This window comes from Bradyrhizobium huanghuaihaiense (assembly GCF_025200885.1).
Lineage (GTDB): Bacteria > Pseudomonadota > Alphaproteobacteria > Rhizobiales > Xanthobacteraceae > Bradyrhizobium > Bradyrhizobium huanghuaihaiense.
This window is the reverse complement of the sequence record NZ_CP104172.1, coordinates 1,093,793-1,115,013: the sequence shown is the minus strand read 5'-3', so window position 1 is coordinate 1,115,013 and position 21,221 is coordinate 1,093,793. Positions and strand designations below refer to the sequence as shown.

General features: G+C 59.4%; 19 protein-coding genes and 1 pseudogene. 6 read left to right on the top strand and 14 right to left on the bottom strand.

Going from position 1 to position 21,221, the window contains the following annotated elements; all coding sequences use genetic code 11:
* Positions 1-54 precede the first annotated feature (54 nt).
* Together N2603_RS05180 and N2603_RS05175 are read left to right on the top strand one after the other, a co-directional pair.
* A complete protein-coding gene (locus N2603_RS05180) occupies positions 55-1,071 on the top strand; it encodes an ATP-dependent DNA ligase (protein WP_260424147.1) in 1,017 nt (338 codons plus the stop codon).
* 50 nt (positions 1,072-1,121) lie between these two features.
* Positions 1,122-1,979, top strand: coding sequence for an SDR family oxidoreductase (locus N2603_RS05175; RefSeq protein ID WP_260387933.1), 858 nt, complete (start codon positions 1,122-1,124; stop codon positions 1,977-1,979).
* 271 nt (positions 1,980-2,250) lie between these two features.
* Here the strand turns inward: N2603_RS05175 and N2603_RS05170 are convergent, their stop codons facing one another.
* The 8 genes and pseudogenes from N2603_RS05170 to N2603_RS05135 all read right to left on the bottom strand — a co-directional run bounded on the left by N2603_RS05170 (position 2,251) and on the right by N2603_RS05135 (position 11,398).
* Positions 2,251-2,964, bottom strand: a complete 714-nt coding sequence (locus tag N2603_RS05170) for an alpha/beta fold hydrolase (RefSeq protein WP_260387932.1) — start codon at positions 2,962-2,964, stop codon at positions 2,251-2,253.
* Positions 2,965-3,278: 314 nt separating this feature from the next.
* Positions 3,279-3,659, bottom strand: a complete 381-nt coding sequence (locus N2603_RS05165; RefSeq protein ID WP_260387931.1) for a PRC-barrel domain-containing protein — start codon at positions 3,657-3,659, stop codon at positions 3,279-3,281.
* Positions 3,660-4,711: 1,052 nt separating this feature from the next.
* On the bottom strand, positions 4,712-4,912 hold the full coding sequence (locus N2603_RS05160) for a hypothetical protein (protein ID WP_260387930.1): 201 nt from the start codon (positions 4,910-4,912) through the stop codon (positions 4,712-4,714).
* A gap of 129 nt (positions 4,913-5,041) precedes the next feature.
* On the bottom strand, positions 5,042-5,233 hold the full coding sequence (locus N2603_RS05155; RefSeq protein WP_260387929.1) for a DNA ligase-like domain-containing protein: 192 nt from the start codon (positions 5,231-5,233) through the stop codon (positions 5,042-5,044).
* 453 nt (positions 5,234-5,686) lie between these two features.
* Positions 5,687-7,031, bottom strand: a pseudogene (locus N2603_RS05150) (IS701 family transposase).
* A gap of 210 nt (positions 7,032-7,241) precedes the next feature.
* A complete protein-coding gene (locus tag N2603_RS05145) occupies positions 7,242-8,351 on the bottom strand; it encodes an HlyD family secretion protein (protein ID WP_260387928.1) in 1,110 nt (369 codons plus the stop codon).
* Positions 8,352-8,485: 134 nt separating this feature from the next.
* Positions 8,486-9,904: a DUF1254 domain-containing protein gene (locus N2603_RS05140; RefSeq protein ID WP_260387927.1), complete on the bottom strand. Its 1,419-nt coding sequence runs from the start codon at positions 9,902-9,904 to the stop codon at positions 8,486-8,488.
* Between the two features lie 57 nt (positions 9,905-9,961).
* The gene (locus N2603_RS05135) at positions 9,962-11,398 is read right to left on the bottom strand and encodes a DUF1254 domain-containing protein (RefSeq protein WP_260387926.1); all 1,437 of its coding nucleotides are present in this window, start codon (positions 11,396-11,398) and stop codon (positions 9,962-9,964) included.
* A 672-nt stretch (positions 11,399-12,070) separates the two neighbouring features.
* Here N2603_RS05135 and N2603_RS05130 point away from each other — a divergent pair.
* Complete coding sequence (locus tag N2603_RS05130; RefSeq protein ID WP_260387925.1) at positions 12,071-12,832, top strand: IS5 family transposase; 762 nt, start codon at positions 12,071-12,073, stop codon at positions 12,830-12,832.
* A gap of 1,224 nt (positions 12,833-14,056) precedes the next feature.
* Here the strand turns inward: N2603_RS05130 and N2603_RS05125 are convergent.
* Positions 14,057-14,260 carry a hypothetical protein gene (locus N2603_RS05125; RefSeq protein WP_260387924.1) on the bottom strand — a complete coding sequence of 68 codons (204 nt, stop codon included), beginning with the start codon at positions 14,258-14,260 and terminating at the stop codon, positions 14,057-14,059.
* Positions 14,261-14,738: 478 nt separating this feature from the next.
* On the opposite strand from N2603_RS05125, the gene N2603_RS05120 reads away from it, so the two are divergent.
* Positions 14,739-14,975: a DUF6894 family protein gene (locus tag N2603_RS05120; RefSeq protein ID WP_260387923.1), complete on the top strand. Its 237-nt coding sequence runs from the start codon at positions 14,739-14,741 to the stop codon at positions 14,973-14,975.
* A gap of 865 nt (positions 14,976-15,840) precedes the next feature.
* Here N2603_RS05120 and N2603_RS05115 read toward each other — a convergent pair.
* Entirely contained in the window at positions 15,841-16,062 is a 222-nt protein-coding gene (locus N2603_RS05115; protein WP_260387922.1) for a hypothetical protein, read from the bottom strand.
* A 753-nt stretch (positions 16,063-16,815) separates the two neighbouring features.
* Between N2603_RS05115 and N2603_RS05110 the strand changes: the two genes are divergently transcribed.
* Together N2603_RS05110 and N2603_RS05095 are read left to right on the top strand one after the other, a co-directional pair.
* Positions 16,816-16,998: a hypothetical protein gene (locus N2603_RS05110; RefSeq protein WP_260387921.1), complete on the top strand. Its 183-nt coding sequence runs from the start codon at positions 16,816-16,818 to the stop codon at positions 16,996-16,998.
* 1,235 nt (positions 16,999-18,233) lie between these two features.
* The gene (locus N2603_RS05095) at positions 18,234-18,659 is read left to right on the top strand and encodes a hypothetical protein (RefSeq protein WP_260387919.1); all 426 of its coding nucleotides are present in this window, start codon (positions 18,234-18,236) and stop codon (positions 18,657-18,659) included.
* Between the two features lie 146 nt (positions 18,660-18,805).
* Here N2603_RS05095 and N2603_RS05090 read toward each other — a convergent pair whose 3' ends face one another.
* The 4 genes from N2603_RS05090 to N2603_RS05075 form a co-directional block, all read right to left on the bottom strand.
* The gene (locus N2603_RS05090) at positions 18,806-18,955 is read right to left on the bottom strand and encodes a hypothetical protein (RefSeq protein ID WP_260387918.1); all 150 of its coding nucleotides are present in this window, start codon (positions 18,953-18,955) and stop codon (positions 18,806-18,808) included.
* Positions 18,952-19,248, bottom strand: coding sequence for a hypothetical protein (locus tag N2603_RS05085; RefSeq protein WP_260387917.1), 297 nt, complete (start codon positions 19,246-19,248; stop codon positions 18,952-18,954). Before N2603_RS05085 ends, N2603_RS05090 begins: the two co-directional genes overlap by 4 nt.
* 515 nt (positions 19,249-19,763) lie before the next feature.
* Complete coding sequence (locus tag N2603_RS05080) at positions 19,764-21,023, bottom strand: ATP-dependent nuclease (protein WP_260387916.1); 1,260 nt, start codon at positions 21,021-21,023, stop codon at positions 19,764-19,766.
* Positions 20,980-21,159, bottom strand: a complete 180-nt coding sequence (locus tag N2603_RS05075) for an AAA family ATPase (protein WP_260387915.1) — start codon at positions 21,157-21,159, stop codon at positions 20,980-20,982. Before N2603_RS05075 ends, N2603_RS05080 begins: the two co-directional genes overlap by 44 nt.
* Positions 21,160-21,221: the final 62 nt, after the last annotated feature.

The following is a 21,221-nucleotide window of genomic DNA, read 5'->3' as shown; positions in this document are numbered from 1 at the left end:
CTCCGGTTAAGGTTCCACGTTCAGTTGTGCTCAAGGAAGGCGTTGATGCTCGCTATGGAGGCGCGGTCGGCTGATCGGTTGCCGAGGGGAGCCGAGTGGCAATATGAGCCGAAGTGGGACGGTTTTCGCTGCCTTTTGATCCGAAGCGGATCGAGCCTTCGCATGCAGTCCAAATCGGGACGAGATCTTGCTCGTTACTTTCCGGAAGTGGCAGTCGCGGCCCTGAACCTTGCCGAAACTCAATTTGCGCTGGACGGCGAGTTGGTCATTCCAATCGGCAAGCGCTTTTCGTTCGATGATCTGCTGCAGCGCATCCACCCAGCGGCCAACCGCGTCAAACGTCTCGCCACGGAAACGCCGGCCGTCTTTCTCGCTTTCGATCTTCTTGGCTGCGGAAAGGACGACATTGCGGGGCTCCCGCTCATGAAACGGCGGCCCGCGCTGGAACGGTTCGCCAAACGGCATTTCAAGCGCAGCGAAGTCTTTCTCCTCTCGCCGGCAAGCCGAAATCATACCGATGCCGAACGGTGGCTCGCTTCGGCCGGCGGCGGTAGCGACGGCGTCATCGCCAAACGCATCGATCTTGCGTACCAGGGCGGTAATAGCGAGGGCATGCAAAAGATCAAACGCATCCGCTCCGCGGACTGCGTGATTGGGGGATTTCGCTACGGAGAGAAGCGTACTGCCGGGCGCAAAGTCGTAGGTTCTCTCTTGCTAGGTCTCTATGATGGAAAAGGCCTATTGAACCATGTCGGGTTCACATCCGGGTTTAAGTCGGAAGCCAAGGCGGCGTTGACGGACAAGCTTGAGGCCATCATGAGCGACCGCAGCTTCACCGGAAACGCTCCGGGCGGCCCCAGCCGCTGGTCGGTTAAACGAACGGCGGAATGGCAGCCGGTGAAGCCGAAATTCGTTGTCGAAGTTTCCTACGACCACTTCACCGCCGGGCGATTTCGCCATGGCACCACGATCATTCGATGGCGTCCTGACAAAAAGCCGCGCCAATGCACTATGGACCAACTGGAGCAGAAATCGGCTCTGCCTGCGGCATTGCTCCGTGCTCCAGAGTAGGAACGTCTAAGCCAATCCTATCGTTGACGTCGCACGAATTGGAGGTGAGCATGACCGATTATCCTGAACCGCCATACCCCGCACAAACGCAACCTCCGCCCGGCTTGACGCGTGGCATGAATCCGCGTCCGGACCATGGCGAGAAGAGCTATAAAGGTGCAGGGCGCTTGGCCGGCAAGAACGCAATCATCACGGGTGGCGATAGCGGAATCGGTCGGGCAGTTGCAATCGCCTATGCGCGCGAGGGCGCGGACCTGGTCATCGCATATCTCAATGAGAACGAGGACGCGGGCGAAGTCCAAGCTCTGGTGGAGGCGGAGGGGCGCAAAGCTATTCTGATTCCGGGCGACATCCGAAATCCCGATCATTGCCGCAATATCGTTCAGTGCGCAGTGGATGAACTTGGAGGGGTCGATATCCTCGTGAACAACGCGGCCCATCAAGCCACATTCAAGGACATCGGCGATATCAGCGACGAAGAATGGCAGCGCACCTTTGAGACGAACATCCACGCCATGTTCTATCTGACCAAAGCAGCGGTGCCCCATATGAGGCCGGGCAGTGCGGTCATCAATACGGCCTCGGTCAACTCCGACATGCCAAATCCGATTCTGCTTGCCTACGCAACCACGAAGGGCGCCATTCAGAACTTCACCGGCGGCCTTGCCCAGATGCTGGCCGAAAGGGGTATTCGGGTAAACGCAGTTGCTCCGGGCCCGATCTGGACACCGCTGATACCCTCCACCATGCCAGAGGATTCCGTGAAAAACTTCGGCAAGCAGGTGCCCATGAAGCGCGCCGGGCAGCCGGCTGAACTCGCGACTACCTACGTGATGCTGGCCGATCCTCTCTCAAGCTATACCTCAGGCACGACGGTAGCCGTAACAGGCGGTAAGCCCTTTATCTAAAACGCTTCGAGACGATAAGCACGCCAAAGGATTTGTGCCAAACACGAAATACCTCGTGACGAATGTCTTAGAGGTTACTTGGTCGTGACCAAAGCGGATATCCGCGCCGGACCTTCAGCGATGCGCCGCCAGCCAAGCGAAGATGTTCGGCCAGATGTGCGCGTAAGCCTCCCGTCCTACAAGGAGTCCGAGGTGCTGCAATGCAACTCCGATCTCGCCGGAGTATTTGATGAGCGAGACATCCTTGGTAGGCAACGCATCAAGGAGCGATTCAATCGAGGCCAGCGGCGCAATCTGCCGTGTTGACGACCGCGAGCGTCGGAAGGTCAAGACAGGACGGGCCAATCGTGCGACCGAGCACGGTAAGCGTGCCTCGGCAGAACCGGTTTTCTCGATACAGCCATTCGGCAATCTGATGGATCAGCTTCCCTGGGAGCGGCGCTTCGTCAAGTGCCCAGCGCTCGACCCGCGCATGGACATCCAGCGCCCGTAGGTCGCCAATGCTCATTGCTGCATCCGTCAATCGGGACCATACGAACGTATCAGGGGAGACGAAAGCGCTTGCATGCGACAACAGCGAGCCCGGGACGATGTCCGTTTCACTCAGGTCAGGCGGAATCATCGAAACGAGCGTATCGCGAAATCTGTTCGTGCCTGGTTGAAAGCAAAGGGGCGCGCCGAGAAGCAACAGGCCGCGGAGAGCTCGCGGTTTGCATGCGCTAAAGGCTGCCGCTAACGTCCCACCAAGCGAATGGCCAATCAGGAAGGGCTTTACTGCGTGCGGCTCGGCCGTGATTGTCGCCACGCATTCGAAAATGGCTCTCACGCATTCATCGAGCCCGATATGTCCGCCTGGTGCTGCCGGTGCAATCCATTCGAGGAGGTATACGCGCACGCCGTAGCTCCGGCAGTGGCGGATGGCGCTGATGTTTGGTCCGAGATCCCAGATATAGGGCCGCTTGATTGGAGCGGCGATAATGAGCAACGATGTTTCTGGGCCGGGGCCGCCGTAGTCGCGAAGCTGCCAATGAGCTCCACTGGCAAGTCTCCGATGTGTCAGCTCGGCAGGACCAAATCCCATAGCGCCTAGTGCATGTCCCTGTGCACGGCGCATGAGATCAAGGGTCGCAAATTGGGCCTGTTGTAACAACTCCACGGACCCCCGCCTGCTTTTGGGGCGGCCCGAAACACGAGCAGCCCCGCCACACATCGACCGCCTCACACCGACCCCGGGGCTGGTCGATCAGTGCTTCAACGAGTCAGCTTGTACTCACGGTCGGGAATTCTCAGATTCGCCGCCTAGCCTAGGCCACCTCGCCCCTCCCAGTACATAGGCGTCCCATAGTACTGGTGGGTGCGCGTTTCCCAGTCGCGATCCTGCCACGAGTCATCACTGAACTCAGGCGCGTCCTTCAGCTGTTGCTCGGTGATATTTGTTCGAAAACCACCAAGCGACGTATCAAATGTCAGAGCGCCCCACGGAATGGGGTAATGGCTGTGGCCCAATCCAACAAAGCCGCCAAAGCTCATGACGGCATAAGCAACGCGACCTGACACCTTATCGATAATGAGGTGATCAATCTCACCGATATTCTTTCCATCGGCTCCATAAACCTCGGTTCCTTGAATGTCTTCGCTTGAGATGCATTGATGATCTGGATGGGCTGTTGCGCGGGCCATGGCTTCGGCTCCCTCTCACAAGTGTGTTTCGTCGGCTTAACTCGGCCGCCGCAAGGGCGTTCCTGGCTTCGGAGAACGTATCGCAGCGCCAATCACCAATCTATTGTCGCCGACATCGACCCTAACAACCTCCGGCGTCCAAGAGCCTAGGGCGAAAAATCTGCATCGCGGTCGCGGTGTCCGTGACCAGCGCAACTTTCGGCTCTGGCGATCAAAAAGCTAGGCGTCCGCCAGCCGCTGCGGTGTGTTTACTTCGCGGAAGGTTGCGTGTCGCCCCAACGCGAAACTCGATGAGGTCCGCCGCTATCAGCGGGCACGTGAACCTCATACGTGGCTGCGTCGCGGCCCCGCGCTCCTAGCAGTCCTCCCCCGCGGTCGCCTTTTGCTGGGACGGTGCGGGCTCGGCCGCACCGGCCGTGGCCTTCTTTGATTGTTCAGTAGGCGCGGGACGGGTTTGCTCGACCGTGCCTGCCGTCCGATCCGGTTGCTGCCCGGAGGGTGCGGGTTTGGTTGCAGTCGATTGCTCGGCAGCGGTTGGCTGGCTCTGCATCTGGCGCTGCGCGTCTTCCGACGACGTTGCGGTATGCTCCGAGGCTTTGCCCATCGAAGATGTCGGCGGATGCTGCTTGGAATCAGCAGCTGTGGAACCAGTAGTTTGTCCGACATAGCCCGGGACATTCCCCGATCCGGCATCGCGGCTCGCCGTGTTGCAGGGACCGGAATACGCGGAGCTGGTGCCGAAGGCGAGCACAGCGCCCAAGATCATAAGCCTGTTAGTCACCATAGCCCTTCTCCTCAGTTAGGACTGTGGAGGATTGAACAAAAGTATTGGGCTTTCCGTTCCGCGCGTCTGAATTCACCCACGTCGACAAAACGATCGTCCGGGCGTTGGAGGCGAGCCAGTGATCGGTCCGTCAGGCGCGGTCCGGGTGACGGTGGCGACTACAATGGTAGGCTTCCGCAAGGGCATGTTTGGCGCCGCGCCCTCCGTTGCACTCGCAACCCTCGGCCTCGCCTTCTGAAGACACGTCTCTTTGCTTGCGTTTGGCCGGTCAACGCCACCTGGTCGGCGCTTGCGAGAGAGCTTGGCGGCCGACTTGCTTGAGGTGGTCCGGAGATGTCTCGCCCCTGGTCGCGGCTTCCAGGATTTTCGAAGCCACGCGGGCACGGGCGCCGGTCTGGGCCCGGGAAACGCTTTCGCAGACCTCGTCCAGGACCGTGCGCAAAAGCGCGGTGGTAGCCGGATCGAACATAAACAACCCCCAGAAAAAAGAACCGTGAGGCAATCGCCGAGGCGTCGGGAGACATCTACTACTTAAAACAGAACCCTCGGTACATGTCATCGCGTGCTTGGAGGCGCTCATCCGTGCGCGAGCTTTGCTTCATTTGTATGCGTCGACCACGCGGGTGAAGGCCGGATGCGTCCGGTTCTTGATCTTGATCCAGTCTTTCGAGCGGCCAGCGCCATAGCGCCGATCGCGGCGCTTGGAGACGATGCCCTCGAGGCGGAGGTCGCAGGCGGCGCGAAACAGATCCGGCCCGATCGCGCCGCTCTCGAACGGCGCAACGAACATGCCATCAGGCCGTCCTCGCAGGTGGAAGGGAAGCGCTTGCAGGTGAATTCGTCTGCTGAACGTTACCAGCGAGAGCTGGCCTACTTGCTCAGCATCCTGTGAAATGAAAGAGGCCGCCAACTGAGGCGGCCTTAGTGTCCTCGCTGGCGACGTTCCTCATTGGCTATGGCGTCGAGAACTTCGTACTGGCTCGCGAGCCCGCTAAAACTGCGAGCAATGTTCTTGAGGACGGTCGCCATTTTCGGGGAAGTGCTGGGTTCGCTCGCCTGCGCTTTATATTGCCGCGCTAGTTTCCTGCATTCGTCCGCTGAGTGCATCGGCAGCCCTCAATATCTACCCATGCCTAAAACTAGCTCGGCCGTTTTTGGACGTCTGTGCAGTTTCGCGCCAATCGAAAATCGGCAATTCGGCGAATTAGCACTACTTTGGCAGAATGTGTTTTCGCCACCGATTTCAAGGATTTGCTTTCGGCAATATGGGCACTGCTGAGGCGGCGGCCGAAGGATGAGATCGACGATGGCGTGACGTACGGCGGGCATGGTTGGTTGAGGCGGAGGCCCGTTGATTCTTTTTTTTCCGCCCCGCGTATGCGACGATGTTGCAGGAAGGCGTAGGCAATCATTGTCATGAGGGCGTGGCGATGAAGACCTTGCCATGATCGCCCTTCGAAGTGATCAAGTCCAAGCTCCTCCTTCAACTGTTGATGCGCCTGCTCACAAATCCACCGTGCCTTGATGGTGGCGGCCAGCGTGCGCAGATCCGTCGCCGCCGGAAGATTGGCGAGATAGTATTTCTTCTCCCCGGAGGCACGTTGCTCACCAATGAGCCAGGCTTCGTCGCCTGGGAGATGCTGCTGACCTTTTTCCCATATCCGCTGCGGAGGGCCGTCGGCGGTGCGGACGCGGAGAGCAGCAAATCGAGCTTTGAGCCGACCTTTCGTCCCGCTGCGCCAACTCACGGTTTTCCATTTGGCGCTGGCCAGCATTTGTTCAGCCGCAATCGATAAGATATCGGGCACGTGGTGCTTTCGTGGTTTGCCACGGACTTTGGTGATCGGCCAAATGAGCTTCACATCGACCGGATACACTTTCTGGTGCCGAGGGATACCGACAGCCCAGGCCAGCCCGCGCTCTGTTAGCCCTTGTCGAAACGGTGCGCTGAGGCCGTATCCTGCATCCGCCAGCACACATCCGAAGCGCATGTTGGCTGCCATCGCGCGGTCAATCTCGGCCAAAGCGATCTCCGGCTTGGACCGTGGCGTTCGGTGTTCGACTGGCACGCGAGCGCACTTCAAACGAGGCATGTCGCTTGTCCAGCTGTCAGGCAGAAAGAGACGTAACGCGACCATTACTGGCACTTCGCCGCGCGCAAGCGTTAAAGACACCAGCGTTTGGCAATTTGCGGTTTTACCGAGAGCCGACGCGTATTGAGCCGCAACACCGACCGATCGCTCACCCTTCTTCGGCAGTGAGGCGTCATCAATAACCAGCACCGCATCCCTGCCGCCGACAAGTCGGTCCGCCTGGTTGATCAGCTCTGTCTCCAGCGGCGTCGCGTCCCAGACACCGTCCGCAATGAAATGGTGCAACTGGTCGTAGTTGCTCATGGCAAGGCGTTCAGCCATCGGCTGAACGCTCTTGCGATCGCCAGGACCGATCAATCCCGCAACATACAGAGGACACATCCGCTGCCGGGTCTTATGACCCAGCCGGTTCAAGAACGGCATCAGCCAGCGTTCGAGTTCGTCTTCCCATCCCGGCATGGTCAGCCCTCCAAGAGCCGACCACCCATGAATCATTGAAAAATTGATTCGGGAATCCTATAAAACGCGCCAAAATCAACAATCTGCCAAAGTAGTGTTAGGCCGTGAACCCATAAATCTGCCGGGCGGACAGCTTGCCAGAGTCCGCTATGCACCAATAGAATAAATTCTGCTGCGCAGCCCAATTACGCGATGGGCCGGTCGCAGAAGTCGCCGCCCCACAGGTATCGCCGTCAACCGAGGCTTTCAAAGATACGCCGTGTACGAGCTGACCCAGACCAGGATCGACATGATCAAGCCGATGACGCCGGCGTTCTCTGCAAACGCGGTGGCGGTGCCCGGCATCCCCAGCCTGAGCCGGCTGCGGTCGATGTCCTTCGGGATGGAGATGACCGCCGGATAGGTCTTGGCGCCGCGCATCGAGCTTGTCCGTTCCAGCATCCCGGAGACGGCAATCTGGCCTTCCCCCACGCCGTGCGGGATCGCAATGATGGTCGCCTCGTGAATGCGGCCGGGGTCGTTGTCGAACACGAGCTTGACCCGGGCGCCGGGTTTGATGGTCGGGAATCCGTTCGGCGAGAACAGGCCGACGATGATGATATCGTCGGTGAGGATGAATGACATCACCGCGCGCCCCTGCACAGCACGGTCGCCGACGGTCAGGGACAGGATCGTAACGATGCCGTCGCCGGTCGCACGGATGGTCGTCTGGTCGAGCTCCCACTTGGCATTGTCGAGCTGGGCCTGGATTTGAGCGACCGTCGTATTGACCCCGCCGACCTCCGACTGCATGGCGAGCTGCGCATTCAGCTGCGCGGCCTTGGCCGCCTGCAACTGGAACTCCACTGTCTCGTATTGAACCTGTGTATCCTGCAGCCGAAACTGGCTCTGCGCACCCTCGCCGGTGAGCTTGCCGTAATCGTCAAGCCGCTGTTTGTGATAGGCGAGTTGCTTGCCCAATCCCTCGGCATTCGCAGTCGCCTGCTCGTAATTGGCCGTGAGCTGCTTGACCTGCTGGCGTGCCTGGGCGAGCGACGCCTCGAGTTGGCTGACCTTGTACTGAAACGGCGCCGGATCGATGCGGAATAGGACGGTGCCGGCCTTCACAGGCTCATTCGGCTTGACCGGTATCTCGATCACCTGGCCGGAAACATTGGGCATGACCTCCGTGACGCGGGACCCGACAATGAAGCCTCCCGATGGTGTGAGGTAATTGAACATCGCCATGAACACGGCGAGAATGAATGCGCCGGTCAGAACCGCAACGGTGCCGGAGGCCCATCCCCATTTGAGGAGCTTGAGCTTCGAGAAGATGAGCCAAACCAGGACCAGATAGAGCGTCAGGATGATGAGCATGACTGGCTTCCGGTTTAGAGTCTCAGTTCACTCCGTCATAGCCGTTGATTGACCCTACCACTGGTCACAACGGTCGCGCAGCGGATGCGAATCATCCGCGCGCCCCCACGCTCTCCTTCACCGCATGCGCGGCTTCATTTGGCAGTCGCCACGATGGCCGGCGGCTTCCATGCTCCTTCACCGGCCGGAAGGATCGAGGGCGGCTCGGTCTTCGGCCAGTAAAGCCGCATGACCAGATAGATCAGGTCGTTCGGCGCAGGGAGCCAGTTCGACTCCTTGTCTTTGCCGGGTGATTCCTTCTGGATGTAGAGCGTCAGCGAGCCGTCGGGATTCTTTTTCAGCTCGGGCAGCATCGGTGAGTTTATCAGATAGCGATTGATCGGATTTTCGATGAGCAACTGTGACTTGCCGTCATACATGGTCACCGACCAGAACGCATTGACCGGCGGATACTGTCCGGCGGCAAAGGTGATTGTGTAGTTTTGCTTGCTGCCGTCGAGCTCATCGCCGTTGGCCAAGGTCTTGGTGAAAGGATACACGGCCTCAGCCGCGTCGTTACCGTAAATGCCGCCCGCGGCGCCCAAGGCGCGAAGCAACCAATCGCCGTGGTAAAAGGCGCGATCGCCGAAGGGCGAGACGATCCCCCAACCATTGACTCTGGTCACCCCGGTATTGAAGAACTGCTTGATCCGTTCCTCGCCATGCTTCATGCCCAGGCCAATCTCAAGCTTGTGCTCAAGCGGAAGGTCCTTGAAGTTGAAAGTCTTGCCCGGCCCGACTCCGATGCGAGCGAGCTTCGCCCGGACCTCCTTCTCCTCCGGGCCGGCCGGCGCGAACTGCAGCATGAAATCCAGGTACTCGAAGAAATTGGTTTTTATCAACGGCTCGTCAATCTTCGGGAAGTTGACCGCGGCCGTGGCAGTCGTACCCGGCTGTTTGAGATACGCCGAGAGCGGCTGCGCCTTGTAGCCGGATTGCACCTTGATCACGTTCGGCATGTCGTCCGCATTGAAGAGCTGGGTGCGAAACCAGACGGACGCGAACTGTGTGGTGGAGTTGAACACCTTCTTGATGCCGGGCGGAGTCTCGCCCTTCCAGTCCGGCCCCACGACCATGTAATCGCCGGGATCGTTGCCCGTGGCGCGGCTGCCCATATAGCCGACGTTGAAGGTGTTGGCGTCAGTGATCATCACTGAGTAGTAGCGGCTTTTCTCCACCGCTGGCAGTGACAGCACCATGGGCTCGGCGCGCAGGTCCATGAACATCATGGAGTAGGGCGTGTCGCTGTTGGGGGTTACGAGCGAGGTGTCCTTGTACGTGTAGACACGCGGCTCGTTCTTGATCTCGTTGAAGGGGGCCTTGAACTGGCCCGAGTCACGATCCACCGAGTATTGGTACATCGTCTTGTAGTTCATCACGAGCGGCAAGCCGTAGATGAAGCCTTCCCTCGCGATATCGTAGGTTTCGACGATGCCGGGCCACTGGGCCATTGCTGCAGACGGCAGCATCGGGCTCAGCGCGAGGCTCAAAAGGACGATTGCTCTGCTGCGCATGCGACTCCTCCTCTTTTTCTGCGTCAAGCGCGTGTCAGTTCGCCGCTACCAACGCGATCAAACCTGCTTTACAGCCGGAGGCTGCCAGGTGCCCTTTCCGACCGGCAGGATTGAGGGCGGCTCGGTCTTCGGCCCGTAGAGCCGCATCACCATGTAGATCGGGCCGTTCGGGGCAGGCAGCCAGTTGGCTTCCTTGTCTGCACCCGGCGATTTGTGCTGGATGTACAGCGTCAATGAGCCGTCCGCGTTCGTCTTCAACGTGGGCAGCATAGGTGAGTTGATCAGATACCGGTTGATCGGGTTCTCGATCAGCAACTGCGTCTTGCCGTCATACATCGTCACCGACCAGAAGGCGTTCACCGGCGGCAACTGACCTTTCGCGAAGGTCAGCGCGTAGCTGTGCTTGCTTCCGTCGAGCGTCTGTCCCTGGGTGTCGGTCCGCCCGAACAGATACGTCGCCTCGTCCGCATCATTGCCATAAATGCCCGCCTTGGCGCCGGCAGCGCGCTTCAGCCAGTCGCCGTTGAAAAAGGCGCTGTCGCCGAACAGTGAGCTGACCCGCCAGCCATTGACATTCGTTCCGGCGTTGGCGACGGACTCCTCGATCTTGCGTTCGCCTTCCTTCATGCCCAGCAGGATCTCTGCCTTCTGCTCCAGCGAGAGGTCCTTGAAGTCCATGGTTTTGCCGGGACCGACGCCGATGCGCGCAAGCTGGGCTCGTATTTCCTTCTCGTTCTCCTGTGCGGGAGCAAACTGCAGCGCAAAGTCGAGGTATTCGAAGAAGTTCGTCTTCACCAGCTCCTTGTCGATCTTGGGAAAGTCGACGGCCGCCGCGGCAGTCGTAGCCTGTTGTTTCAGATACGCCGAGAGCGGCTGCGCTTTGTAACCGGCCTGCACCTTCTCCACATTCGGCATGTCGTCCGCACCGAAGAGTTGGGTGCGATAGCCGGCGACTGAAAATTGCGTGGTTGACCGGAACACCTTCTTGATGCCGGGCGGCGTTGCGCCCTTCCAGTCCGGGCCGACCACCATAAAGTCGCCGGCCTCATTTCCGGTGGCCCGGCTGCCGATATAGCCGTAATTGTATGTGTTGCCGTCCTCCAGTTGCACGGCGTAGTAGCGGCTCTTCTCCACTGCCGGAACGGACAGAACCATGGGCTCGGCGCGCAGGTCCATCCACAGGAAGGAATAGGGAGTGTCGCTGTTCGGCGTGATTACCGCGGTGTCCTCGTAGGTGTACACACGCGCTTCATTCTTGATCTGATTGAACGGCGCTTTGAATTGGCCGGAGTTGCGATCCACGGCGTACTCGTACATGACAGCGTAGTTCATCACGATCGGCAGGCCGTAGATGAAACCCGCCTCGGCAATGTCCTTTGCCGCAAAGAATCCCGGGCGGTCGGCGCTAGTCTGGGCCCATGCCGGGACCGTCGTCGTTGCAATGGAGACGCCAGTCAACGCTGCGGAGCGAAGCAATTCTCGTTTGGTGAACAAGGGAGAACTCCTCTTGTGATTGGGGGCTTGGCGATGCGTGGCCCCGAGCTAGGCAAGCGGGCGAATAGCTCACGAGTCGATCCCGCTCGCGCATGTCAGGGCGTGGATGTTGATGCACTGCGGGCGTCTGCGAACGCGCCAAGCGCATGTCCGGCGTAATGAGCAGCGGGGACTGCGGGGCACTCTGCGGGTTGTCGTCGCAGGGTAAGTCTGCTGCTAGGGGTCCGGAAAGACGCTTCATAGTATCGCCTCCATTGTCCAGCGCGCCGCGAGGGCGCCCGCCCTACGCGATCCGTAACCGGATCGGGGGCGAAGCCGTGCTGTCAGTTGCCAACCTTCAGGCGTTTTTGCGTGCGCCGAAAATTCCTAGTTTGACAGTCGGGTTGTGGGATCCGAAACAGAGTTGGACTGCGGTCCAAGCCAGAAAAGCGAAGCCGTTTTGGGTCCTTTTTACTGAGGCGTACGAAATCGGAGCGGCACACTTCCGGGTTGATTTAGATCAAAGGACTTCCGCTCACGCGACTGGGTCGAGCCAGCAGCGAGTCCAATCATGTCCGCGGTGCCGCCGAAAGCGGAAGTAAATTCAGAGCATTAGGGGCTAGACACGGGCCATTGCGGGTTGATGGTGCTGCCAGAGACGTGATTCAAGCTCCGAAACCGGAGCCTCGAATCATGCGTTACGAACTCAGCGATTATGAATGGACCGCCATCAAACCTATGCTGCCGAACAAACCGCGTGGCGTTCGGCGTGTAAATGACCGTCGCGTCCTGAACGGCATCTTTTGGGTCTTGCGCTCAGGCGCTCCCTGGCGCGACTTGCCGGAGAGCTACGGTCCCCGCACCACTTGTTACAATCGCTTCGTTCGGTGGCGGCGGGCTGGCGTCTGGGACCAGATTATGGATGCACTGGCCGCCGGCCATGACGCGGCGGTGCAAATGATCGACACTTCCGTCGTGCGCGTGCACCAGCACGGAGCCTGTATCGCGGACAACAACCAGCAAGATATGGGTCGCTCGCGAGGTGGCCTGACCAGCAAGATTCACGCGGTGGTGGACACCAATGGCCTACCGGTCCATCTCGCTCTCACACCGGGTGAGGCGCATGACAATCGGCTGTGTTCGGCACTGCTCAGCGCCTTGCTCCCACAAACGATGCTACTTGCGGATCGCGGATACGATGCAGACTGGATCAGGGAGCTTGCCCGCAAGCAAGGAGCATGGGCGAACATTCCGCCGAAACGCAATCGCAAAGACCCCATCTGCTTCAGTCCGTATCTGTACCGCGCTCGTAACTTGATCGAACGGTTCTTCAACAAGATCAAGCAATGTCGGCGTGTCGCGACCCGATACGACAAGCTGGCGGCCAACTATCTGGCCTTCATAAAACTCGCATCAATCCGCATTTGGCTGCGTGCTAATGAGTTCGTGCCTTAGGCCACTGCCAAATTCAACTTAGGCCACTAGGGGTTAAAACAGGCCAGTGCCCAAGCGCCGGGCCTTGTCTTAACCCTTTGTTCACTTTTGTACTGACTCTCGCGCGCTTAATTGTTACTGGCACGCTATTGCCAGTTTTTCCTTAGTCGTATTTTGAGTCCCCAGCCCGGTAGTCCATGACTGCCGGGCTTTTGCTTGTGGCCTACTTTGAAATCCCGGCTGGCCTATTTCGGCCAGTACCCAGATTCACATATGATAAGGACGCAAAAGAAGCTGTATTCGTTGCAATTTCCGTGTAAAGGTCGCTGAGGATTGCAGGCGCGCGGCCGAAGAGATCACTGTCTGGATGCGATTTCTCGGGAGCGGCGCGTGGATACACAGCCAGTGATTGGCCCGGTCCTGTGGGCGTTCTTCATGTCAGGCCGCGCCCTCTTCGTTGCGCTATTTCTTCCCTGGTAACTCAGGACGAAAGGCCCGCGGCCTGCCGCTGGCCGGCAGTTCGTGGCTGTTGAAAGAGGCCGCCAATTGATGCGGCCTTACTTTGCATCGATCCTATAAACGTCGCCGGACCGAGGTTTAGTTCCTCGAACATCCTTTGCTGTTTATCCGTAAGGATCGCTGGGACAACTTCCGCCGTCCAGCCTTCGGGAACAGCGGCGAGGACCAGAGTTAACGCCTGGCTAGGCTTGGCTAAGGCTAGCCACATCTGCCTCCTTGGCGGCGCGTCGTCTGAGGCCACCTCTCTGCCGAACGACTCCGCCATCGCTGGCTAATGCAACAACGCGTCGCTAGTTGCTGTCTGGTGGCAGTCGAACGGGACCAGCTATCAACCGATATGTAGGCACCCAAGCGGTGTTCCACGATTCCATCGGAGCGCCGCAAACCGAGCAGTCGAAGCTGGCTATTTCCCGCGAAGGGGCCATCGCCTCCGCGCGACTGTAAACAGCGCCGCACTGACAGGACCGATGATGAGATTCTGGCATGCGCCTTTATGCGCCAGAAAAACAAAACAGGCCATTATCAATTCAAACTAGGCCCCTGAGGCCGGAAACAGGCCAGCGCCTTGAGGCTCGCCAGTAGCCAACCAGTGTGCGTCATTCAAAGGCGAGGACGATGCTCCCGACAACGGCGGTGCCGATACAGCTCATTATCAAAACCATTCCCAGCATCACCTCGCAGGGCGGCGAGGCTCCTAAGTACCAAAGTGCGCAATGTTTCAAAGACCTAATCTGGTGGTTGAAGGCCCGGCGACTTCAGCCAATCGCTAATGTGCGAGCCCGTTTCCGCAATCCTGGCCCTCTTGAGAAGGGCTTCCCGCTCCGGGCCAGGCGGCAACTGGTTGGCCTGCTCTTTGAGTTGAGCGGCTTGCTCGAGCATCCGTTCTTCCAGGGAGCGGGTCTGTTTCACCCTGCGGCGCAGCAAGGTCATCTCGGCGCTCCTTGAGCCGTTGACAATGACTTCAACAGAGCAACGTACAAATAGTTCCGAGAACGAAACTCGGACAGCAGGCGGAGGGAGGACCCGCTCATAGGTTGCGGGGCTCTTCCCGTGGCGGAATCCATCGTCTTAACATAAGTTAGTCTTGGGCTTACTTACCCGGAGGGCGCACCCGTGTTGCCGACTGAACGGGAGTTGCTTGAGCTTTACCTCAAGCGCTTCGTTGAAAGACGCCGCGTCAAAGACGAGTTGACGAGCGAGATGCTTCGTCGCTCGTGGGCTGCTCTTAGCAGGTCCTATGAACTGCTGGCTATGCCGGTACCATTCGTTTGGCACCCCGAGGCGCCGAAGGAAGACTAGCAAATCATCGAACGATCCGAAACCGGGCGCCTGTTTGCCCTACGTTAATGCGAGTCAGTCGGGCGCCGTTATAATCTGGAGCCGTCAGCGATGATGGAATTTCCGGCAGATGGCACGCTACTACTTCGATCTAAGAGACGGAACGGAGCTCTTCGAAGATGAGGAAGGCGTCGAGCTGCCGACTCTGCGAGCTGCAGAGATGGAGGCAGCTCGCGCCTTGGGCGGAATGGCCAGAGACTATGAACCTGCGTCAGAAGGTCGGGACATGGCCATTGAGGTGCGGAACGAAGAAGGCCCTTTGTTTCAGGCCGCCCTCGTGTTCGCAATCAAAAGATTGAAACATTGAGGCCGCTTCGGTTGGTGGCTCGGTCGATCTGCGCGACTCCTTCGCGCGAAAGACGCAGCCCGTAGGAACGATCAAGCGGCGAGTGAATCGTGATAGCAGCCCCCGTCAATTGGGAACTGCGATGCGATACGTTGCGTATGCGGTCGATTTACTGGGCGTTGCGCGTGCAGTCTACGAGATTGATTGCCCGACAGACAAAGACGCTCAAGCCCGAGCCGAGAAGTTTTTAGAGGCGTATCCTGCCGTTGAGTTGTGGGACGGGCCTCGCAAGGTCGCTCGGTTGGTCCGTGAGAGCTCGGTCGATGAATAACCGAGCTTTGAGCCGCGTGGATGAGGACCAGTCAGCTAACGCTTACTCGTTCTTTTGCTGCTCGGTTCTAGTAAGCGCGCTGAGCCGATCCAATTGTCCTGCCAGACCTGTAAAGCTCCTCGCGATGTTCTTCATGAGGAAAGCGCGGTCAATGGACGTACCGGATAACTGAGAAAGGCCTTTGTAGTGACTTGCGAGTTCCATGCATTCTGCGGCCGTCATCGTGTTCAGCTCCCCACAGTGAGAAATCGAAGAGTGCAGATGGCCCGGCTCCCCGGGGTTCAATGGGGATATGAACCGGGCCGTGCCGCCGGTTCAGGAGGCGAGCCAGCGCACGACAATGAGCTCCCGGTTTGCGGGTTCCTATTTGAGTAGCTCTTGGCCTGGCGGCATCAACCCTCACATAGGCGCCGACCTCGCTGCCGCGGGCCCCCTGCCCGAGCCGGCATTGAGCGCCGTAATCGCCTGCTCTTCCAGCGCCCGTTTGGCGTCGATGTGCAGTTCCAAGAGGTCGCTGGGGGCTGTGCCGTTGATGTTGAGCTGGGCAGCTGCATATCAGTGCTTCTTCTGAGCGTGCTCGGCCTCGACGGCGCGGAGCAGGGCGGCAAGGCTGGGATATTCCACGCCATTGCGAGCGTAGCGATTGACGCGCTCGACATAGCGGGCCGAACCGTCGGGCTTGCCGCGCCAGCTGAACAGCAGCACGGCGCTGTTGTGCTGGCGCAGAACGTGGCCGGTGCCATTACCGAAATACTTGCTCATGGCGTGGCGCTTCATGGCCGGTCTCCAGCTTTGCGAGCTCCGACTCGTCCATTCGCGGATGAGCGTCCGTAGCGGGACGTTCCTACTGTAGGCGAGGAGAGATTCAGCGAGGGTGAACAGCTTCACACTTCTTGGTTTTCAGGCGGGTTGGAATAGGCTGACCGCTGCGCAGGTCGGGAGCCTTCCGTGTTCCTTATTTTCTCTAGCGCTCTTCGGTCGGATGCACCCATTTGTAAGGCGTGATCTGCCGCGTATCGGTCAACTTGGATCATGCGAGCAGGCTGCGCGTAGCGAGTCGTGCGGCACGAGCGGCATTTGAGGGATGCTTCCAGCTTCCAGAGCGGCGTATCCCTAGGCCGGCGGATGGCGTCGAGCGGCAGGCTGGCGCGTGTCTTACAGCGGGCGCATTCGACTTCCAGCCAGCCAAGCCCGCCATTGAGGCATGGCCGATCGTGGGGGAGGGCTGGGCAGGGCCGCCGTAGCCCTCCATGCGAACCGACCAGGCTTCGGCTTCCGCCCGATCAGCCTCGCGAACGGCTTGCTCGGCACTCTCGCGCGCTCCCTGGGCATGGATCTTCGCGCCCATGATCCGCCGCCCCAGATGACCTCTCGCGACTTGGTGCTCATCGCGGATAGATTCCGCGGGTAAGCAGGAGACGCAAGCCGCTAGACCGGTGGCGCCCTGGCAAAGAGGGGCGGCAGCTTGGAGCGGTCCTCTCCGCTGGAGCGCCCCGCAAATGGCCATTCTTCTCATAGGCGTGTTCGTTTTTGGCTGGCTTGGTCCTGCACTTCGAGTGGACTGAGATCGAGTACGGCGAAGGTGCCATCGAAGGCGCAGCACTCGCTGTGCTGGTCGCCGGCCTGCTCGACAAACCGCTTCCGGAATTGCCGACGTGGGCGGCCGATTGGATCGTCCCGGCGGAAGAGCTACGGGAAAGTTTCGCCGCTTAGACTGGCTGCTATCTTGAGGCCTGCCGGTTCGCGTCCGGCGGTCTCCACAACGAAGGGCCGCAGCAAGCTCAATCGTTGCGGCCCGCGCGGTGTCAAAAATGCCGGGTGAAACAGGTATAAGTGAAATATTTGGTCAGCCCGGTTTGCCGACTCTTCCCGGTGCCTGTCACAAAACTTTGACGGGCGTATGCCAGCGTCAGCGGGCTGGAATTTCAGCGTCCAGATTGGAATGCCTTGCGAACGCTACGAGCGAAGATACTCCGCTCGCGCGGTGTTCATGTGGTTCTCTTAGTTTTGAGGTTGGTGCATGTTCAGTGCTGAAACGACTGCGCTCCTTAGAGCCGTCCATGAAGAAGTTTGCCAAGATATCCCCGTTAGCGAGGTCGGCGCCAGAACGCATGTTGCGTCGAAGATCCTTGAGGCCGCGGCACAGGGACAACTTTCGACCGACGCACTAAGAACGGCGGCCCGCAAGGCCCTGAATCCGCCTACGATGTGTGGTTGAGGCTTCGTGCCGCGCCGCGCTGGCACAGACTGCACAAGACACTCAAATCAACCCGTGTTAGCGATTGGTATGGGCAGAGAGCTGATCGTGCGGTTGGCGATCATTGCGGCTGGTGTTTTCACCGTCGCCGCGACCTCGGTTTTGCTCTTTTATTGATCCATCTCAATACTGGGCGGCGCCCGGCTGTTTCCTAACAAGGGAACCCAGCGGGAGCATGCGCCATGCGACCTTGGATGCTGCACGCGTTGGCTTGGGGACTCGCCGCTGTCGGCCTGCTCGCCATTGTCTCAATGTCGATGTAACGCCCCTCAGTCGGCGGCAAATCACTAGCTCTTCCGCGGGCTCACGATGGCACCCCGCAGATCCCCCCGCTCGAAGTCCGGCCGAACGTTGGCGCCGCGATACCCGCAGCCTCGGCAGACAAATCGCGGCTCGATATCGGATAGCCGCATCTCGTCAGGCCAGCCATCGGCGTCTAGGGCAACGTGGCGACCGCAATGACAGTACCAGGATGCCGCGCAGACCCATCTCGCGCATCTCGCCGAAAGTTATCTTGATGTGGCGACCGTCCGGGTAGGTAGGTGCATGGCGGCGTGAGGGGCGAGGCATTCCGCCATCAAAGCGACATCGTAAGTACCTTGCAAATTGTCGATCCCTAGTGCCTCATATGTGTGCCTCACCACTGTCTGCTCAAGGGCGGCCTTCCGGGGGCGGCAATATTGACCGCGGCGTGGTGCTCGTTCGATCGAATGTCTTCCACCACTATCGCGAGCTAAATCCTGATTTTGACCAGCTTGTTAGGGATTCGATTGGGGCAAACAAAGGCCGCGGCCAAAGAATCCGATGGACGCTGGTTCGCACGTCATCCATTCGCGATCAGAACAACGATTACTACAAAATCCGCGCAATGTTGCCTGACAGCTTCCCGGGCAAGGACGACGTGGTCAGCGCGATATTTGAGGATCTGCTTACTGGAGCGTTGAAGCGCGAAGATGTGCGGGCTCGCGTTAAATCCTACGTTGCCGCGCACAACCGAATGTTTCCCACCAATTACGCGAAGTTCGGAGACAGTCCGTTGGTTTCGCTGGATGAGGTCCTGAACGACGACGGCTCCGGTACTAGAGGCGACAACGTAACCCGCGGCCTATGGGAGTAGCCCCTTTTTTCTGCGGCTGCCGCCTTGAGCTTCGCCGCCCGGCGATGGCGCAGGATTCGCGGATATTTGACGCGGCAATGCCTCCCACTATGCGTGACCAAGGCGCGGGGCTTCGGTCCCGCGCTGGCGGGCCTTCAACTGGACAATCACTCTTCGATCACATCGTACTCGAAGGCGACGCCCTCCGGATCGTTCTGCTCGAACCACCTTTCTGCGGCATCGACCGTGGCGAACACCTTGATGTGCTCGGCGTCGCCGACCTGTTTGGCGGTGTTGACGTAGACGAAGACGGTCATTGATCCCTCTTCAGTTTGCGCCGGCCCCAGTGCGGTTCTTTTCCCTTTGGATTGAACGCGGGGACGTGGTGTCGGTTCAACGCCCGCATGATGCCAATCCGGGCGAACATGGTCGGGCCGCCGAGATTGACCACCAGAAGCAGAGCTTCCATCGCGGCCCTCCATTCCCGCTGGTCGTGCTCTCGCTTCGGCAAGGCGGCGACGTACTCGCCGACATCGCGCAACGTGACCAGCTTGCGGCCGTCTATTTCGATCGGATCTTCGAAAGGCCGCCCCCAGTCTCGTTCGATCATATCCGGAACACTACTGCCAATGTTGGCAAACGAACAGACCGGGCACTCCGAGTTGTGAGTAAGCTCGTAGTCGCTTGACCTTCCCCAAGTCCAAGCACCCCAACGGCCCCGGCCTCATCCCACGAACCCCACGGCCGGGGCCGCTCTTCCCTTCTATGAAATTCCCATCGCTCGCGTCGGCGGTCCTTTCCAATTGAAGTCCGGCCTGACGTCAGCGCCACGCCGGCCACAGCCTTTGCAGACGAAGCGCGGTTCAATATCGGATAGTCGTCACCCTTCTTTTGCATAAAGAGCGCGAGAAAGGCCTGCCGATAAGCAGCGTCAGGCGATCCTGGGAATGGCAAGAGGTTGTTGAGGGCCTGCGGCCATTCGCCGGCCGCAACGAAGAACTGTACAAACCACGCCTGCATAGGAACCGATATTTCGGCAGCGAGGAGGTCTTCGAACCCCGCGTAGGGCTGCTCATACGCAGCGTCGCATGACGCGACGATCGCCGCGCCGGCCGGCTGAGCCTGTTAATCGAAGATGGTCGCGACAGTCTTGCCCAAACTGCGGAAGAAGGCTGCGAACGGGGCGACAGACGTTTGGCCACCGGCGTCGAACGGCACCCATCCAAGGGCGTCGAGTCGTTGATAGTGCGCCGGCGCGAGCTCCGCCGCGCGACGAGCGACCGCGCTGTAAGCCACAAGCTCGGTCTTGCCCTCGACGACAACGACCCGACGCGCGAGTAGCGCTTCGCAGAAGCGGGTGCGAAACCCGTCGCGGAACGTTTTGAGCTTCAGATTGGCGGGAAGCTCGATATTGGAAGCGTTGAGCACGCCTGCGCTGTTCCGCGTCAAGACCATCATTTGCTCGGGTTGGAACTGCACAATCACGTAAGGCGAATGCGACGTGAAGAGCGCTTGGGCGGCGATCGACCTCACCTTGTCGACGACACGCTTCTGCACGTGAGGTGGAAGTGAGAGCTCGGGCTCCTCCATCGCAAAGATAACGCGGCCATTGCGGCGTTCTGCAATGAGGCCAAGCATTGCCAGGACCAGCGCATTGATCGTTCCCGATCCTTGATGCTGGAGCGGGGCAGCGTAGCCCGGGACGCCGGTGGCCAGGAACGATTTCAGGACACGGCGGAGGTCCGCGCGGGTGAGATCGGATATGCGAAGATGCGGCGCGTCGGCCCATTCACCGGGAACGATGTCACGCATGGCGTCGCGAATGGCCGTCAGGATGCGGCCGAATTCAGGATCGTTGTCGCCAACGACGTCGAGATCGCGGAGCTGGCGCAACAACCCCTCCCACATGCGGGTACGGACCTCGTAGGTCTTGAGGATGATGTCGAGGAGCGAGCCACGCTCCATCGAGAGCGCCCTGTTACCGGTGCGCAGCGCGCGCAGATGCAGAAAGCCGAATTCGCGCTTATCGCTTGAGCGGCATTCGTTCATCAGGGTGCCGTCGTCCAGATGTGGCACCGCGAACCAGGTCTTGGCGATGAAGTCGTCGTTCTCGGGGTCGTAAGCGCCCTCGAACCGGATGCGGACGGCGGGTTCGATGCCGTCCTGAGCCAAGTCGGCCCCCTGCCCTGGCCCCAGGAGTGAGCGATCGGCTTGCCGCCAGAATTCGAGATTGTTGCGGAATTTCGTGCAATGCTGCTCGTCGAGACCAGTGACGACGACTTCGACGATGATCAGCTTTGCAGGTGCACCCTCAGCCGGAAGATAATCGCCGCCATAGAAGTCATGTTCGTCGATCGCCTGCGCACGCGCGAGCCGATCTGCCAATGGCAAGCTCGATGGCTTCGAATACCGTCGATTTTCCAGTGTTGTTGTCGCCGAGAAGGACGGAAGTTCCGGAAAAAAGGACTTCTGCCTGCTTAATGCCTCGAAAGTTCTCGATGTAAGCACGAGCTATTTTCACAATGCCCCATCAAGCATCCTTTTTGTTGAATAGAAGTATATCAGTCTATTTGGCGCCGTCCG

Bases quoted from the DNA above. Each gene is read 5' to 3' on its own strand.
- N2603_RS05090 (WP_260387918.1), bottom strand. From the start codon at position 18,955: ATGACCGTCTTCGTCTACGTCAACACCGCCAAACAGGTCGGCGACGCC.
- N2603_RS05165 (WP_260387931.1), bottom strand. From the start codon at position 3,659: ATGGCCCGCGCAACAGCCCATCCAGATCATCAATGCATCTCAAGCGAA.
- N2603_RS05175 (WP_260387933.1), top strand. From the start codon at position 1,122: ATGACCGATTATCCTGAACCGCCATACCCCGCACAAACGCAACCTCCG.
- N2603_RS05140 (WP_260387927.1), bottom strand. From the start codon at position 9,904: ATGCGCAGCAGAGCAATCGTCCTTTTGAGCCTCGCGCTGAGCCCGATG.
- N2603_RS05120 (WP_260387923.1), top strand. From the start codon at position 14,739: ATGGCACGCTACTACTTCGATCTAAGAGACGGAACGGAGCTCTTCGAA.
- N2603_RS05145 (WP_260387928.1), bottom strand. From the start codon at position 8,351: ATGCTCATCATCCTGACGCTCTATCTGGTCCTGGTTTGGCTCATCTTC.
- N2603_RS05085 (WP_260387917.1), bottom strand. From the start codon at position 19,248: ATGATCGAACGAGACTGGGGGCGGCCTTTCGAAGATCCGATCGAAATA.
- N2603_RS05130 (WP_260387925.1), top strand. From the start codon at position 12,071: ATGCGTTACGAACTCAGCGATTATGAATGGACCGCCATCAAACCTATG.
- N2603_RS05180 (WP_260424147.1), top strand. From the start codon at position 55: ATGGAGGCGCGGTCGGCTGATCGGTTGCCGAGGGGAGCCGAGTGGCAA.
- N2603_RS05155 (WP_260387929.1), bottom strand. From the start codon at position 5,233: ATGTTCGTTGCGCCGTTCGAGAGCGGCGCGATCGGGCCGGATCTGTTT.
- N2603_RS05125 (WP_260387924.1), bottom strand. From the start codon at position 14,260: ATGACCTTGCTGCGCCGCAGGGTGAAACAGACCCGCTCCCTGGAAGAA.
- N2603_RS05115 (WP_260387922.1), bottom strand. From the start codon at position 16,062: ATGAAGCGCCACGCCATGAGCAAGTATTTCGGTAATGGCACCGGCCAC.
- N2603_RS05160 (WP_260387930.1), bottom strand. From the start codon at position 4,912: ATGTTCGATCCGGCTACCACCGCGCTTTTGCGCACGGTCCTGGACGAG.